This window comes from Streptomyces sp. NPDC041940, from assembly GCF_055589465.1.
On the sequence record NZ_JBVJBP010000019.1, the window covers coordinates 85,491 to 100,726 of the forward strand.

The 15,236-nt window shown below is 70.5% G+C and carries 11 protein-coding genes and 5 tRNA genes; 14 read left to right on the plus strand and 2 right to left on the minus strand.

Annotated features, from left to right (window positions below; genetic code table 11):
• Positions 1-5: 5 nt before the first annotated feature.
• Positions 6-3,818, minus strand: a complete 3,813-nt coding sequence (locus ACZ6I3_RS28105) for a sensor histidine kinase (RefSeq protein ID WP_469418362.1) — start codon at positions 3,816-3,818, stop codon at positions 6-8.
• A 604-nt stretch (positions 3,819-4,422) separates the two neighbouring features.
• On the opposite strand from ACZ6I3_RS28105, the gene ACZ6I3_RS28110 reads away from it, so the two are divergent.
• From ACZ6I3_RS28110 to ACZ6I3_RS28155, 10 genes are all read left to right on the plus strand, one after another.
• Positions 4,423-4,614 carry a hypothetical protein gene (locus ACZ6I3_RS28110; protein ID WP_184598748.1) on the plus strand — a complete coding sequence of 64 codons (192 nt, stop codon included), beginning with the start codon at positions 4,423-4,425 and terminating at the stop codon, positions 4,612-4,614.
• A 173-nt stretch (positions 4,615-4,787) separates the two neighbouring features.
• On the plus strand, positions 4,788-5,564 hold the full coding sequence (locus ACZ6I3_RS28115; RefSeq protein ID WP_189727922.1) for a fumarylacetoacetate hydrolase family protein: 777 nt from the start codon (positions 4,788-4,790) through the stop codon (positions 5,562-5,564).
• On the plus strand, positions 5,557-7,041 hold the full coding sequence (gene gltX / locus ACZ6I3_RS28120) for a glutamate--tRNA ligase (RefSeq protein ID WP_469418364.1): 1,485 nt from the start codon (positions 5,557-5,559) through the stop codon (positions 7,039-7,041). The genes ACZ6I3_RS28115 and gltX overlap by 8 nt, the downstream gene beginning before the upstream one ends.
• Positions 7,042-7,210: 169 nt before the next feature.
• The gene (locus ACZ6I3_RS28125; RefSeq protein ID WP_469418365.1) at positions 7,211-9,427 is read left to right on the plus strand and encodes a FlgD immunoglobulin-like domain containing protein; all 2,217 of its coding nucleotides are present in this window, start codon (positions 7,211-7,213) and stop codon (positions 9,425-9,427) included.
• A 29-nt stretch (positions 9,428-9,456) separates the two neighbouring features.
• On the plus strand, positions 9,457-10,188 hold the full coding sequence (locus ACZ6I3_RS28130; RefSeq protein ID WP_469418367.1) for an HAD family hydrolase: 732 nt from the start codon (positions 9,457-9,459) through the stop codon (positions 10,186-10,188).
• A gap of 90 nt (positions 10,189-10,278) precedes the next feature.
• Positions 10,279-10,350: transfer RNA gene (locus ACZ6I3_RS28135), tRNA-Gln, on the plus strand.
• A 21-nt stretch (positions 10,351-10,371) separates the two neighbouring features.
• Positions 10,372-10,444: transfer RNA gene (locus tag ACZ6I3_RS28140), tRNA-Glu, on the plus strand.
• 41 nt (positions 10,445-10,485) lie between these two features.
• Positions 10,486-10,558 (plus strand) — tRNA-Glu (locus tag ACZ6I3_RS28145).
• 20 nt (positions 10,559-10,578) lie between these two features.
• Positions 10,579-10,650, plus strand: a tRNA-Gln gene (locus ACZ6I3_RS28150).
• A gap of 44 nt (positions 10,651-10,694) precedes the next feature.
• Positions 10,695-10,767 (plus strand) — tRNA-Glu (locus ACZ6I3_RS28155).
• Between the two features lie 185 nt (positions 10,768-10,952).
• Here the strand turns inward: ACZ6I3_RS28155 and ndgR are convergent.
• Entirely contained in the window at positions 10,953-11,669 is a 717-nt protein-coding gene (gene ndgR, locus ACZ6I3_RS28160; RefSeq protein WP_184598579.1) for an IclR family transcriptional regulator NdgR, read from the minus strand.
• A gap of 196 nt (positions 11,670-11,865) precedes the next feature.
• Between ndgR and leuC the strand changes: the two genes are divergently transcribed.
• From leuC to ACZ6I3_RS28180, 4 genes are all read left to right on the plus strand, one after another.
• On the plus strand, positions 11,866-13,296 hold the full coding sequence (gene leuC, locus ACZ6I3_RS28165) for a 3-isopropylmalate dehydratase large subunit (protein WP_469418369.1): 1,431 nt from the start codon (positions 11,866-11,868) through the stop codon (positions 13,294-13,296).
• Between the two features lie 5 nt (positions 13,297-13,301).
• Positions 13,302-13,895, plus strand: a complete 594-nt coding sequence (gene leuD / locus ACZ6I3_RS28170) for a 3-isopropylmalate dehydratase small subunit (RefSeq protein ID WP_469418371.1) — start codon at positions 13,302-13,304, stop codon at positions 13,893-13,895.
• Between the two features lie 277 nt (positions 13,896-14,172).
• Positions 14,173-14,403 (plus strand): SCO5555 family protein, encoded by a 231-nt coding sequence (locus ACZ6I3_RS28175; RefSeq protein WP_359757513.1) that lies wholly within the window; start codon positions 14,173-14,175, stop codon positions 14,401-14,403.
• 136 nt (positions 14,404-14,539) lie between these two features.
• Positions 14,540-15,181 carry an HU family DNA-binding protein gene (locus ACZ6I3_RS28180; protein WP_469418373.1) on the plus strand — a complete coding sequence of 214 codons (642 nt, stop codon included), beginning with the start codon at positions 14,540-14,542 and terminating at the stop codon, positions 15,179-15,181.
• Positions 15,182-15,236: the final 55 nt, after the last annotated feature.

Here is a 15,236-nt window from a genome sequence, read left to right on the forward strand (position 1 = left end):
CTCAACTAACGCTCCTGCTGGTGAGAGGGTCGAGGGAAGCTGCCGGTCTGAGTGGACCCGGCCTGACGACCCTGTGCGATACCGCGACGGAGATTGGTCAGCCGGCCCCGGACGTCATCGGGCGCCCGGGAGATCTGCGGACCGCTCTGCTGCTGCGGTTGTTGCTGCGCCGTGCCCGCGACGAGGTTCGCGCGGGGCACCCGGCGAGGCAGGCCGGAGGTGGTGACACCACCGGCGGCCGGCTGGCGGACGCGCTCGGCCTGGCGGCCGAGATCGTCGTTCGGTGAACTGCGCCAGCCGGCGGGTGCGGACGACCGCTGCGGACCGGTGGATCCCTGCGGTTGCTGCGGAGCCGAGCCGTTGTTCTGCGGCTGCTGGGACTGCTGTTCCTGCTGGCCGTTCTGGCCGTTCTGGCCGTGGAACCAGTTGGTCTCGAGTGTGTCGTACAGCGGCGTACGTCCGTCGCCCGGACCGGACGCCGGCGGCAGGGCCTCGGGCTCCTGCCGGGCGGGCCGGGCCTGCGGGGCGGGCGGCCGCGGGGCGCCGAAGTCCGCCGGGCCCCGACCGCCGTTGACCTGCGGCCGCTCGTACTGGCCCGTGCCACCGGGGTCGGCCGGGGTGGCCGGACCCGGAAGGGAGGGCCGACCGGAGCCGTTGTCCTGACGGGGCGCCGGGTACTGGCCGGTGCTGCCATTGTCCTGGCGCTGTGCCGGGTACTGGCCCGTGGAGCCGTTGTCGTAGGACTGCGGGGCCTGCGGCGCCGGGTACTGGCCCGTCGTGGAGGACGGGTCGCGGCGGACGGCCGGGGAGCCGAAGACGTCCGGGCGGACGAACTGACCCGGGTCCTGCGATCCGTTCGTGCCGGAGGTGTACTGGTCCGAGTGCTGGGGGCCGCCGCCCATGCCGAAGTCGGCCGGCGAGCCGGGGCCCTGCCGGTCGTCGGCACGCGGCACGGCCGGGATCTCCGCCGTGGCGCCCGGGCCCTGACGGTCGTCGATCCGGGGCATCTGAGACGTACGGGAGACGTCCGGCTCCTCGTGACCACGCGGGGCGTCCAGCGAGGCACGCGGCACCGGCGGCTGGGCGTTCTCGTCGCCCCAGCTCGGCACGCGCGGCTGCGGGTCGCCACCGGGCAGCTCGGCCCGCGGACCACCGCGCGGCGGCAGCTGCGGCCGACGGCCCTGGCCCTGCTCGGCGTTGCCGCCCGGGCGCTGCTGGCCACGGCCACCGCCGAAGGCGTCCTGGCCCTGCGGCCCGTTCGTGCCGGCGGCCTGCAGGCCCTGCGGGGCACCCGGGGCCTGCCCGTACCCGGAACCGGCCGGACGGCCCTGCGGGGGCGCGGAGGGAGCACCCTGGTCGAACAACGACGGGGACTTCTCGGGACCCTGGGGCCCGCGCGCTCCGCCCGGCGCTCCCGGACGGCCACCGTCCGCGTCCCGCCCGGGCAGCGCGGCCCGCGGGCTCTGACCCGGACCGAGCCGGCCCCCGCCGGACGCACCGCCACCGAAGGCACCGGCGGCGGAGGGACCCGCCCCGAGCGCGCCGCCGCCCTGGCCGGCACCGGCGCCACGCCGGGCCGCGGCCACACCGGCGGCGGCCTGCGCGGCGGCCGGACCACCGCCGCCGAGCGGCGGCTGGCCGGGCTGCTTGGGCTGAGGCTTCCTGCCGCCCTGGGCGACGTCGACGGGCAGCATGACCAGCGCGGTCGTACCACCGGAGTCGGACGGGCGCAGCTGGATGCGGATGCCGTGCCGCTGCGACAGCCGGCCGACCACGAACAGACCCATGCGGCGGGAGACGGAGACGTCCACCGTCGGGGGAGAGGCGAGCCGCTCGTTGATCGCGGCCAGGTCCTCCGGCGACAGACCGATACCGGTGTCGTGGATCTCGATCAGCACACGGCCGTCGGGCAGCGCGTGACCGGTGACCTTGACCTTGGTCTGCGGCGAGGAGAACGACGTCGCGTTCTCCAGCAGCTCGGCGAGCAGGTGCACGAGGTCGTTGACGACCCGGCCGGCCACTTCGGTGGTCGGCACGGAGGCCAGCTCGATGCGCTCGTACTGCTCCACCTCGGAGGCGGCGGCGCGGAGCACGTCGACCAGCGGGACCGGGCGGGTCCAGCGGCGGCCGGGCTCCTCACCGGCGAGGACGAGGAGGTTCTCACCGTTACGGCGCATGCGGGTGGCGAGGTGGTCGAGCTTGAAGAGAGAGGACAGCTGGTCCGGGTCGGCCTCGCGGGACTCCAGTTCGGAGATGAGCGACAGCTGGCGCTGGATGAGGCCCTGGGAGCGGCGCGAGAGGTTGGTGAACATCGCGTTGACGTTGCCCCGCAGCAGGGCCTGCTCGGCGGCGAGTCGGACCGCCTCGCGGTGCACGTCGTCGAAGGCCGCGGCCACCCGGCCGATCTCGTCCCGGGAGTGCACACCGACCGACTCCACGGACGTGTCGACGTCCTGCGGGTCGGACTCGGACAGCTGCTTGACCAGCTCGGGCAGCCGGTCGGAGGCGACCTTGGTGGCCGTCTCCTCCAGGCGGCGCAGCGAGCGGATCATGGAGCGGGCCACGACGAAGGCGCCGACCAGCGACACACCGAGCACGATCAGGATCAGCGCACCGGAGATGATCGCGTCGCGCTCGGTGGCGCTGCGCAGCTCGCGGGCCTTCTGTTCCATCTCCTCGAGCAGCGTGTGCTCGATGTTCTTCATCTGCTGGATCTTGGTGGAGCTGTCGTCCAGCCAGTCGCGGTAGGACCGCTTGTCCTGCTGGGCGAGACCGCTCGCGGAGACCAGGGCACGGCCCGCGTAGGTGTCGGTGGCCTTGATCGTGGAGTTGCCGCCGTCCTCGATCGGCTGCAGCAGCTCGGCGGCGGCGTCCTCGCCGTAGATGCTCTTGAAGCTGCGGATCTCGGACTTCTGGCTCTCCAGGGACGACTCGGCGTAGAGCCGGTCGTTCGGCGAGAGCTTGCCGGTCGTGGTGTTGCTCGCGGGCAGCGCCGCCGCGAGGGCCGCGCGCTGGATCGAGGAGTACTCCTTGGCGGAGGAGAAGGCCGCCAGCGCTCGGGTGCGCTGGATCATGTCCGGGTTGCTGGTCGCCTCGGCCATGTCCTGGGAGAGGTCGACGAGGTTCTCGATCAGACGGTGGTAGGCCTCGATCGTCTGCGTGGAGTTGCCCTCGGAGGCGTAGGCGCTCTTGCGGATCTGCGCCAGGTCGCCCAGCTCGCCGGCGAGCTGGATGAGGTACTCGCGGACGCCCTTGAGGTTGCCTTCCTTGCTGGCGCTGTCGATCTCCTCGGAACTGTCGAGGAAGTTCTTCATCGCCCGGTCGGTCTTCTCGCGCAGACCCTTGACCGTGAAGTCGGTCGCCTTGCCGCCGTGCGCCAGCGGGCCTGCCGACTGGTCGCGCTCCTCCTGGAGCGCGGCCGACAGCTCGGTGGCCTGCTTGGTCATGTCCGTCAGCAGCTTCATGTTGTCGAGCTGCTGGATGTCGTCCATGGACTGGTTGATACGCAGCGCGCCCAGCGAGGTGGCCGCGACCACCGGGAGCGCGAGCAGCGAGACCAGTCGGGTGGAGATGCGCCAGTTGCGCAGGGCTATTCGCGGACCGGGGCCGGTGGGGCCCGTCGGCGGCTTCAGCGGCGGGGACGGGTTCGCGGCCCCCGCGGCCGATGTACCCGACCGTCCGGAGCGCTCACCGCCGTCGCCGGCCGAGCCCGGGCTCTGGGCGTGCTGGGGCGCGGGGCCGCCCTTCATGGCGCCAGTCCCGCCGTGCGGCTCCGGCTCCGCCGAAGCGCTGCCATCCCTCTTGAAACGTCCCTGCACTAGCGTCGCAACCTCTGGACCAGGCACCCCTTCGCCGTAAAGCGGCGGGGCACGGTGTCGGCGTTCTGGGGACGCCCTGAGTACGCCCCCGTGGTGGTCGTGAGTGACCGGCGCTGGCTCCCCCTTCTCGCCGCCGCTCGGCGCGTCTGTGCGCCCCCTGTGCGCCGGCTCGATCCTGCGGCGGTCCGTGAGATTCCAGCACAGCACAGGATCTCCAACAAGGCCCGTAGGCCAGGCCGTGACATAGGTGACACCACGTGAGGGCCGGATCACCGGACGTAGAAAGTGAGTTCGTCCATTTCGGACGTAACCCCGCGAGTCGTCGGCCCGTAAAGGGTGTCCCAATCTCCATGATCAGGAGCGGAATGATGGCTTCAGAGAGTCAATGTCCGCTTTATGGGGGTGGGGCATGAGTCCGGATTGACCGATTCGGACTCTGATTCGTGAGGAAACTCACATGCTGATCATGGCCCCTCCGCGATTGGGCCGGGAATCCCGTGTTTAGCCTGACGCTTTACAGAGATGGCAAAACCGACAACCCGCGCCCGGTGCGAGGTCCATGGACCCGCCCGGCGCCCGTCACAGGACAGGGTGCAAGTAAACAGTGAAGACGACGACGATGTTCCACAAGATCGCCAACCCGCGACGCACGACGCTGGCGCACTTGGACGACGCCGACGAACTGCAGACGCCGGAGCAGCCGGAGCACCGCGTCGAACTCCCCGCCCAGACCGCCAACCCCAAGCGCACCATCCTCACCGAGGTACCCGTCGCGGCCGCCGCGGCCGCGGTGTGACACCAGGTAGTACGCGCACCGGCCGCCGACTGCTCAAGGCGCCGGGACACGAACATCGAGGGCGCCCTCCGACGGCGGGGGGCGCCCTTCAGCATGAGCACGGCGCGGACACCCGCCCGCGTTAGCCTGGAGCGTCAGACTCCAGCCGCTTCAGTCAAGGGGCCAAGCAACCCGTGCGCATCGCCAGATTCTCCATCGACGGGAACGTCGCCTTCGGCGCCATCGAGGGCGAGAAGCAGGACGAACTCGTCCTGGACATCATCAAGGGCATCCCGTTCGCGGACTTCGAACTCTCCGGTACGAAGGTGCCGGTGAGCAAGGTCAGGCTGCTGCCGCCGGTGCTCCCCAACAAGGTCGTGGCCTTCGGCCGCAACTACGCCGAGCACGCCAGGGAACTCGGCAACGAGGTCCCCGACGCCCCCTTCGCCTTCTTCAAGCCCTCCACCTCGGTGATCGGCCCCGGCGACGACATCCAGTACCCCTCCTTCTCCGAGGAGGTGCACCACGAGGCCGAGCTGGCCGTGGTCATCGGCCGGATGTGCCGCGAGGTCCCGCGCGAGCGCGTCCGGGATGTGATCTTCGGTTACACCTGCGCCAACGACATCACCGCCCGCGACGTCCAGCGGCGCGAGAAGCAGTGGGCCCGTGCCAAGGGCTTCGACTCCTCCTGCCCGCTCGGCCCCTGGGTGGAGACGGACCTGGACCCGGCCGACCTCACCATCCAGCTCACGGTCAACGGCCAGCAGCGCCAGCTGGGCCGTACGAGCGAGATGATCCACTCCATCGAGGATCTGATCGTCAACATCTCCGAGGCCATGACGCTGCTCCCCGGCGACGTGATCCTCACGGGCACCCCGGCTGGGGTCGGCCCCCTGAACGTCGGCGACGAGGTCGCCGTCACCATCGAAGGCATCGGCACTCTCACCAACAAGGTTGTCAAGCGTGGCTAGCGCACCCGGCACTCCCGTACGCGTCCGTTTCTGTCCGTCGCCCACCGGTAACCCCCACGTGGGCCTGGTGCGCACCGCCCTGTTCAACTGGGCGTTCGCCAAGCACCACCAGGGCACGCTGGTCTTCCGCATCGAGGACACCGACGCGGCCCGCGACTCCGAGGAGTCGTACACCCAGCTGCTCGACTCGATGCGCTGGCTGGGCTTCGACTGGGACGAGGGCCCCGAGGTCGGCGGCCCGCACGCGCCCTACCGCCAGTCGCAGCGCATGGACCTGTACAAGGACGTCGCGGCCAAGCTGCTCGACGCCGGCCACGCCTACCGCTGCTACTGCTCCCAGGACGAGCTGGACACCCGCCGCGAGGCCGCCCGCGCCGCCGGCAAGCCCTCCGGTTACGACGGCCACTGCCGCGAGCTGACCGACGCCCAGGTCGAGGAGTACCAGGCCCAGGGCCGGGAGCCGATCGTCCGCTTCCGGATGCCCGACGAGACGATCACCTTCACGGACCTGGTCCGCGGCGAGCTGACCTTCACCCCGGAGAACGTCCCGGACTACGGCATCGTCCGCGCCAACGGCGCCCCGCTCTACACGCTGGTCAACCCGGTCGACGACGCCCTGATGGAGATCACCCACGTCCTGCGCGGCGAGGACCTGCTCTCCTCCACCCCGCGCCAGATCGCGCTGTACAAGGCGCTGACCGAGCTGGGCATCGCCAAGGAGATCCCCTCCTTCGGGCACCTGCCCTACGTCATGGGCGAGGGCAACAAGAAGCTCTCCAAGCGCGACCCGCAGTCGTCCCTTAACCTCTACCGGGAGCGCGGCTTCCTCCCCGAGGGCCTGCTCAACTACCTCTCCCTGCTCGGCTGGTCCCTCTCGGCCGACCAGGACGTCTTCTCGATCGACGAGATGATCGCGGCGTTCGAGATCTCCGACGTGAACCCCAACCCGGCCCGCTTCGACCTGAAGAAGTGCGAGGCCATCAACAGCGACCACATCCGCCTGCTGGACGTGAAGGACTTCACGGAGCGCTGCGCCCCGTGGCTGCGGGCCCCGTTCGCCCCCTGGGCCCCGGAGGCCTTCGACGAGGCGAAGTGGCAGGCCATCGCGCCCCACGCGCAGACCCGCCTCAAGGTGCTCTCCGAGATCACCGACAACGTCGACTTCCTGTTCCTGCCGGAGCCGGCGGTGGACGAGGCCAGCTGGACCAAGGCCATGAAGGAAGGCTCGGACGCCCTCCTGCGCACCGCCCGCGAGAAGCTGGAGGCCGCCGACTGGACCTCCGCCGAGTCGCTGAAGGAGGCCGTCCTGGCCGCCGGTGAGACCCACGGCCTCAAGCTCGGCAAGGCCCAGGCCCCCGTCCGTGTCGCCGTCACCGGCCGCACGGTCGGCCTGCCGCTGTTCGAGTCCCTGGAGGTCCTGGGCAAGGAGCAGACCCTGGCCCGGATCGACGCGGCGCTGGCGAAGCTGGCCGCGTAACGCACCACCCGCCATGAGGGCGGCGTCCGCTTCGGACGCCGCCCTCGTCGTGTCCGCCCAGCCGTCACCCGGAGTTCACCCTTCCGGCCGACTCCGGCTCCCCGAGGGGACATTGGATGTCCCTCGTGCACACGGTGCGCGTGTGCGCCCTGGTACCGGGGGAGAGAACATGAGCCGTTCACGAAGACTCGTCCACGCGGCCGTCGGCGGGGTGGTGGCCCTGTCCTGCACCGTACTGACCGCACCCGCGCAGGCGGCACCCGACGCAGGGGAGCCGGTGGGCACGGTCCGGCTCGTCACCGAGAAGCGCGTGACCGTCGACTACCCGTGGGCCGGCGCCTCCGGCTTCCAGTACCGGCCGGGAACCACCTCGGTCACCACGGTGGACTACCCCGACGCGGTCCCGCCCGCCCATGCCGGCCCGGACGACCTGGTCGGCGGCACCGACGTCGTGAACACCCGCTCGGGCCAGACGGTCATGCAGAAGCACCGCTCCACGGGCGTCACCGCCACCGTCACGATCCCCTCCGGCCACGCCGTCCGGGCCACCGTCGGCTGGAGCGTGCTCACCATGGACGGCACGGGCGCCCTGCACGTGCTGCGCGCCGCCGCCGACGGCACCACCACGGACACCCCGGTCACCGGCTTCCCGACGGGCGCCCGCCCCGTCTCCTACCGCACCGGCGGCTCGGTCGGCCGTCTCGCGATCGTGTACGTGCTGGACGACAAGACCTCCGTGGGCCTGGTCGACCTGGCCGACGGCGCCTTCCGCACGTACGTCACCAGCGACGAGGCCACCCCGCAGCTCGCCTTCAACGACCGCTGGCTGGTCGCCGACTGGAAGGTGATCCGGGTGGACGCCGAACCCGGCGCCGAGCCCACCGCCCTCACCAGGACCGACGCCCAGCTCGAAGCCGTCGTGGGCGACCAACTCCTGCTCGGCAACCCGACCTTCGTGCTGGGCGGCACCGAGGCCGCGCTGACCGCCCGCTCCCTCGTCACCGGCGCCACCAGCACCGTCCTCGGCTCGTCGTTCGGCGGAATCGGCCCGTCCCTGGACGGCGGCGCCCTCGCCACCGCCGGACCCTCCAGCCTCGACTGGAACATCCACCGCATCACCCCCACCGGCAACGGCGGCCTCACCACCACCAAGGTGGCCCAGGTCCCCGCCTTCTCGACCGGAGTGGAGGGACTGGCCGTCGCCGGCGGCGAGTTGTTCCTCTACGGCACCACGCCTGGCGGCTCCCACCGGTACAACAGCTTCCAACTGGACGCCGCCGGCAAGCCCACCGGCTCCCAGACCCGCCGCAGCCCGGGTCTGGCAGCGCCCCGCTGCCTCACCGGCGACGCCGCCTGCCCCCAGCTGGAGGCCCTGGGCGACGGCCGCGTCGCCTCCCTGTGGACCGACACCGACGGCAGGGAAGCGGTCCTGAACGTCGGCCTCGACACCACCACCGTCGTCAACGCCCCCACGGACGGCGACTCCGCGGGCCGCCTCGCCGGCGGCAGCGGCCGCTACGTGCTCTACAACGGCGGCTCCGGCACCCAGCGGATCACCGACTTCCCGCGCGCCGCGACCAGCGGCACGACCACCCTCACCCGCGACCGCACCGCCGCCGCGGTCTGGGGCCAGACCCTGTGGGCCCCGGGCAGCACCCAGGGCGCGGTCACCGGCCGCAACCTCAAGACCGGGACGACCACCACCATCGCCACCGGCGCCCCCTGCACCCCCACCGACATCCAGGCCGTCAACACCTGGCTGTACTGGTCCTGCGGCAGCTCAGCGGGCGTCTACGACCGGGCCACGAACCGCAGGATCACGGTCCCGGCCGACATCGGCCCGGCCCGCCTCGCCGACGGCTTCCTGCTCCGCGAGAACCGCACCACCCACGACCTGCTGCTCACCGACTTCCACACCGGCACGGCGACCACCCGCACCCTGGTCAGGCTGCCGGCCACGGACCAGAACACCGGCGGCAGCAACGGCCGCTGGGCCGTCGACCGCTTCGGCGGCCACATCGCCTACCTCAACGGCACGTACGGCGAGGTGTCGATCGTCCCCAGCGGCGTCCCCACCTCACCGCTCGCGCAGACGGAGGCCCAGGTCTACTCGCCGTCCGTGATCGGCAGATCGTTCCCCTGGTCGCCGGTCTGGCAGCTGAACAAGCCGTCCACCTGGACCCTGACCCTGACCACGGCCTCCGGCACCGCCGTCCGCACCCTGACCGGCACCTCCACCGGAGCCGCCGTACGCCCCGCCTGGGACGGCACCACCGCCACCGGCGCCGGGGCCCCGTCCGGCGGCTACACCTGGAAGCTCACCGCCCACCCCCGCGACAACCAGGGACCGGACCTCACGCTCTCCGGCACGATGAACCTGGGCTGAGCGCGCCCCGCGGTGGGTACGGTCGGACCATGAGCATCCGAGCCGTGGTCTGGGACGTCGACGACACCCTCTTCGACTACACCACCGCCGACCGCCTCGGCATGCGCGCCCATCTGACGACCGAGGGCCTGCTCGACGACTACGACACCGTCGACCAGGCCCTCGCCCGCTGGCGGGAGATCACCGACCTGCAATGGGCGCGCTTCGCGGCCGGGGAGGCCACCTTCGAGGCCCAGCGACGCGACCGCGTACGGGTGTTCCTGGGCCGGGACCTGACCGACGCCGAGGCCGACGCGTGGTTCCGGCGCTACCGCGACCACTACGAGGAGGTCTGGACCCTCTTCCCGGACGTCCTGCCCGTCCTCGACGCCCTCGCCGCCAGCCACCGGCACGCCGTGCTCTCCAACTCCAGCATCCACGTCCAGGACCACAAGCTGCGAGTCCTCGGTGTCCACGACCGCTTCGAGAGCATCCTGTGCGCGGCCGAGCTCGGCGTCTCCAAGCCCGAGGCCGGCGCGTTCCTCGCCGCCTGCACGGCCCTCGATCTACCGCCCCACCAGGTCGCCTACGTCGGTGACCACCCGGAGATCGACGGGCGGGGCGCCGCCGACGCCGGGCTGCTGTCGGTGTGGATCGACCGCGGCGGCAGGTACGCCACGATCGAGCCGCCCGTCGGCCCGCACCGCATCGCCTCCCTCGCCGAACTGCCCTCACTGCTCGGCCCGGATAGTCGTTTTGGAGCCCCGTCCACCTTCAGGTAATGTTCTTCCTGCGCCGCGGGGCCGGGCCGGAAGGCCGGAACCCCAGGCGCACAACTAGAACAAAAACCCCCTCGGGGGCTTGCGTTCCAGTGGCCTATGGTGTAATTGGCAGCACGACTGATTCTGGTTCAGTTAGTCTTGGTTCGAGTCCAGGTAGGCCAGCTCGCAGAGCTCATCTGCAAGGCCCCCGTTGTGTAGCGGCCTAGCACGCCGCCCTCTCAAGGCGGTAGCGCCGGTTCGAATCCGGTCGGGGGTACAGGGTTCCGAAGGGTCGACGATCATCTCGGAACTGCTAGGGCCCCCGTTGTGTAGCGGCCTAGCACGCCGCCCTCTCAAGGCGGTAGCGCCGGTTCGAATCCGGTCGGGGGTACTGACTGGTCTAAACCACATTGGTCTATGGTGTAATTGGCAGCACGGCTGATTCTGGTTCAGTTAGTCTTGGTTCGAGTCCAGGTAGACCAGCTCGGACCTGCAGCGGTGCAGTACTAAACGCTTGCAGGCTCCACGCCCCCGTTGTGTAGCGGCCTAGCACGCCGCCCTCTCAAGGCGGTAGCGCCGGTTCGAATCCGGTCGGGGGTACACACCACGAAGGCCCCTCACCTCGGTGAGGGGCCTTCTGCGTATGCCCCAGGGGCGCGGGGAACTGCGCGAACAACTACTGACGGCCCGCGCTCGACGACGAAACCGCCCCCGTCATGGCGCTGAGTCGGGGAAAGCCTGCCGCGGCGTTGAGGCCGGCCTTCCCCGAGGAACGCCTCGTCGGTTCAGCCAGTCCGTCGCAGCGCCTCGGAGAGGCGCCCGGCCGCATCGATCACAGCCTGCGCATGCATCCGCCCCGGGTGACGCGTCAGCCGCTCGATCGGCCCGGACACCGACACGGCCGCCACCACACGGTTCGACGGCCCCCGCACCGGCGCGGAGACGGACGCGACGCCCGGCTCGCGCTCGCCGATCGACTGGGCCCAGCCCCGGCGCCTTACGCCCGACAGGGCCGTCGCCGTGAAGCGGGCCCCTTGCAGGCCCCGGTGCAGCCGCTCCGGCTCCTCCCAGGCCAGCAGGATCTGCGCCGAGGAGCCGGCCTTCATCGTGAGCGTCGAGCCGACCGGGACCGTGTCCCTCAGGCCGGACAGGCGCTCCGCCGCGGCGACGCAGATACGCATGTCGCCCTGCCGGCGGTAGAGCTGCGCGCTCTCGCCCGTGATGTCACGGACGTGGGTGAGCACCGGGCCGGCGGTGGCGAGGAGACGGTCCTCACCCGCGGCCGCGGCAAGTTCTGCCAGGCGGGGGCCGAGAATGAAACGGCCCTGCATGTCACGCGCCACCATGCGGTGGTGTTCCAGGGCCACGGCCAGGCGGTGGGCCGTGGGTCGTGCCAGTCCGGTGGCACCGACCAGGCCCGCGAGGGTGGCCGGACCGGACTCCAGAGCGCTCAGGACGAGGGCCGCCTTGTCCAGAACGCCGACGCCGCTACTGTTGTCCATGAAACGATACTCGCGTCTCACTCTGTGAAACGCAAGTTCAATTTTCCGTGGAACCCGCCACTCTGGAAGACACGAAGTCACAACGGCCCGTGACGTACGGGCCTGGCGGCGGATGCGCGGAATCCAGGGGCGCGGGCCCGCCTCCTCAAGATCTCTAGTTGGGCCGTCGGATCGTCGTCGGCCGGAGGGAACAGCGATGGGTAGGACACTCGCGGAGAAAGTCTGGGACGACCATGTCGTCCGGCGCGCCGAGGGCGAGCCCGACCTTCTCTTCATCGATCTGCACCTGCTGCACGAGGTGACCAGCCCGCAGGCCTTCGACGGCCTTCGCAAGAGCGGCCGCAAGGTGCGGCGCCTCGACCTCACCATCGCCACCGAGGACCACAACACCCCCACCCTCGACATCGACAAGCCCATCGCCGACCCGGTCTCCCGGGTCCAGCTGGAGACGCTGCGCAAGAACGCCGCCGAGTTCGGCGTGCGCCTGCACCCGCTGGGCGACGTCGAGCAGGGCGTCGTGCACGTCGTCGGCCCGCAGCTGGGTCTGACCCAGCCCGGCACCACCGTCGTCTGCGGCGACTCGCACACCTCCACGCACGGCGCCTTCGGCGCGCTGGCGTTCGGCATCGGCACCTCCCAGGTGGAGCACGTGCTGGCCACCCAGACGCTGCCGATGTCCCGCCCCAAGACCATGGCGATCACGGTCAACGGCGAACTGCCCGACGGCGTCACCGCCAAGGACCTGATCCTGGCGATCATCGCGAAGATCGGCACCGGCGGCGGCCAGGGCTACGTCCTGGAGTACCGCGGCGAGGCCATCGAGAAGCTCTCGATGGAGTCCCGCATGACCATCTGCAACATGTCGATCGAGGCCGGTGCCCGCGCGGGCATGATCGCCCCGGACGAGACCACCTTCGCGTACCTCCAGGGCCGTCCGCACGCCCCCGAGGGCGCCGACTGGGACGCGGCCGTCGAGTACTGGAAGACGCTCAGGACGGACGAGGACGCCGAGTTCGACGCCGAGGTCGTCATCGACGCCACCGAGCTGGCGCCGTTCGTCACCTGGGGCACCAACCCCGGCCAGGGCGCACCCCTTTCGGCGTCCGTCCCCGACCCTGCTTCGTACGAAGACGCATCGGAGCGCTTCGCCGCCGAAAAGGCCCTGGAGTACATGGGGTTGGAGGCGGGGCAGCCGCTGCGCTCCATCAAGGTGGACACCGTCTTCGTAGGCTCCTGCACCAACGGCCGCATCGAGGACCTGCGGGCCGCGGCCGAGATCGTCAAGGACCGCAAAGTCGCCGACGGCGTACGGATGCTGGTCGTCCCGGGCTCCGCGCGGGTCGGTCTGCAGGCCGTTTCCGAGGGTCTGGACGTCGTCTTCAAGGACGCCGGCGCCGAATGGCGGCACGCGGGCTGCTCGATGTGTCTGGGCATGAACCCCGACCAGCTGGCCCCGGGTGAGCGCTCCGCGTCCACCTCCAACCGCAACTTCGAGGGCCGGCAGGGCAAGGGCGGCCGTACGCACCTGGTGTCGCCGCAGGTCGCGGCCGCGACCGCCGTCCTGGGCCACCTGGCCTCCCCGGCCGACCTGTCCGCCGCCGACGACCGTACGCCCGCTGGAGTCTGAGAACCATGGAAGCCTTCACCACCCACACCGGCCGGGCCGTCCCGCTGCGCCGCAGCAACGTCGACACCGACCAGATCATCCCCGCCCACTGGCTCAAGAAGGTCACGCGCGACGGGTTCGAGGACGGGCTGTTCGAGGCCTGGCGCAAGGACGAGACGTTCGTGCTCAACCAGCCCGAGCGGCAGGGCGCGACCGTCCTGGTCGCCGGCCCCGACTTCGGCACCGGCTCCTCCCGTGAGCACGCCGTCTGGGCGCTGCAGAACTACGGCTTCAAGGCCGTGATCTCCTCCCGCTTCGCCGATATCTTCCGCGGCAACTCGCTCAAGAACGGCCTGCTCACGGTCGTTCTGGAGCAGAAGATCGTGGACGCGCTGATGGAGCTCGCCGAGAAGGACCCGCAGGCCGAGATCACCGTCGACCTGGTCGCCCGCGAGGTGCGCGCCGAGGGCGTCACCGCCTCGTTCGAGCTGGACGAGAACTCCCGCTGGAGGCTGCTGAACGGCCTCGACGACATCTCGATCACCCTCCAGAACGAGTCGGACATCGCCGCGTACGAGGCGACGCGCCCCGTGTTCAAGCCGCAGACGATCCAGCTCTGATCCGGAGCACGATCCGCCGCCTCTGAACAAGGCGACTTTCGGCCACCGCAACACCCCCTCTGTACCCCCGATCAGCCCGATCGGGGGTACAGCCGTGTCTGCACCCGAACGGCCCTGTCCGGCCGGAGCGCGACGCTCAACTTCCCGCGTTAAGCAGGTGGTTGCCGGGGTACGCGAGGTGAAGAGCCGCGACTTCCACGCGTGCCCGGAAGGCCGTTTGCGGCGGCAGTTGTCCCCTGCGCAGGCGACAACTCGCCCCAGATGGCACAATCTGTGCATGGAACACGACGGCCAACTCGAGCTCTATGCGGCAGTCGCGGGCCAACTCAAGGAAGCGCACGCAAGAGTGCGCGCACTGCAAGTCCCGGAGGGCGTACGGATGGCGCTGACCCGGAAGCTGCTGGTCATTACGGCCGCGGCCAAGCACGATCTCGCCGACGCGGCAAGGCGGCTGGAACGGTTCACCGCGGACCTCGACGAGGGACGTCTCCCCGACGAGGAACGCTGAACCGGACGACACCGCCGAGTTCGTTGCGGCACAAGGGTGAGAAGCCCGTTTCGTGTTTGATTTGCGGTATATATCTGCCTAACGTGCGAAAAAGCTTGAACACTTTCGTTCTGGCGATGTCTCCGAAGGGGAAGACGTGAACAAGGCGCAGCTCGTAGAAGCGATTGCCGACAAGATGGGCGGCCGCCAGCAGGCCGCCGATGCTGTCGACCACGTACTGGACGCCATCGTCCGCGCGGTCGTCTCGGGTGAGCGGGTTTCCGTCACCGGCTTCGGTTCGTTCGAGAAGGTCGACCGGCCGGCCCGGTACGCCCGTAACCCCCAGACGGGCGAGCGGGTTCGGGTCAAGAAGACCTCCGTTCCGCGCTTCCGCGCGGGTCAGGGCTTCAAGGACCTGGTCAGCGGCTCGAAGAAGCTGCCGCGTGGTGGCGAGGTCTCGGTCAAGAAGGCGCCGAAGGGCAGCCTGACCGGCGGTGCCGGCGCGACGGTCAAGAAGGCCGCCGCGAAGAAGGCGGCCGCGAAGAAGACCGCCGCCAAGAAGACCACCGCCAAGAAGACCACGGCGAAGAAGGCGACCACGAAGACGGCGGCCGCGAAGAAGACGACGGCGAAGAAGGCGCCCGCCAAGAAGACCACGGCGACCGCCAAGAGCACCGCCGCGAAGAAGACCACCGCCAAGAAGGCCCCGGCGAAGAAGGCCACGGCCAAGAAGGCGCCCGCCAAGAAGTCGACGGCGCGCAAGACCACCGCCAAGAAGACCACCGCACGCAAGAAGTAAGAGCGCCGGGGTACTCACGCGACGGGCCGGACTCCCGCATGGAGTCCGGCCCGCG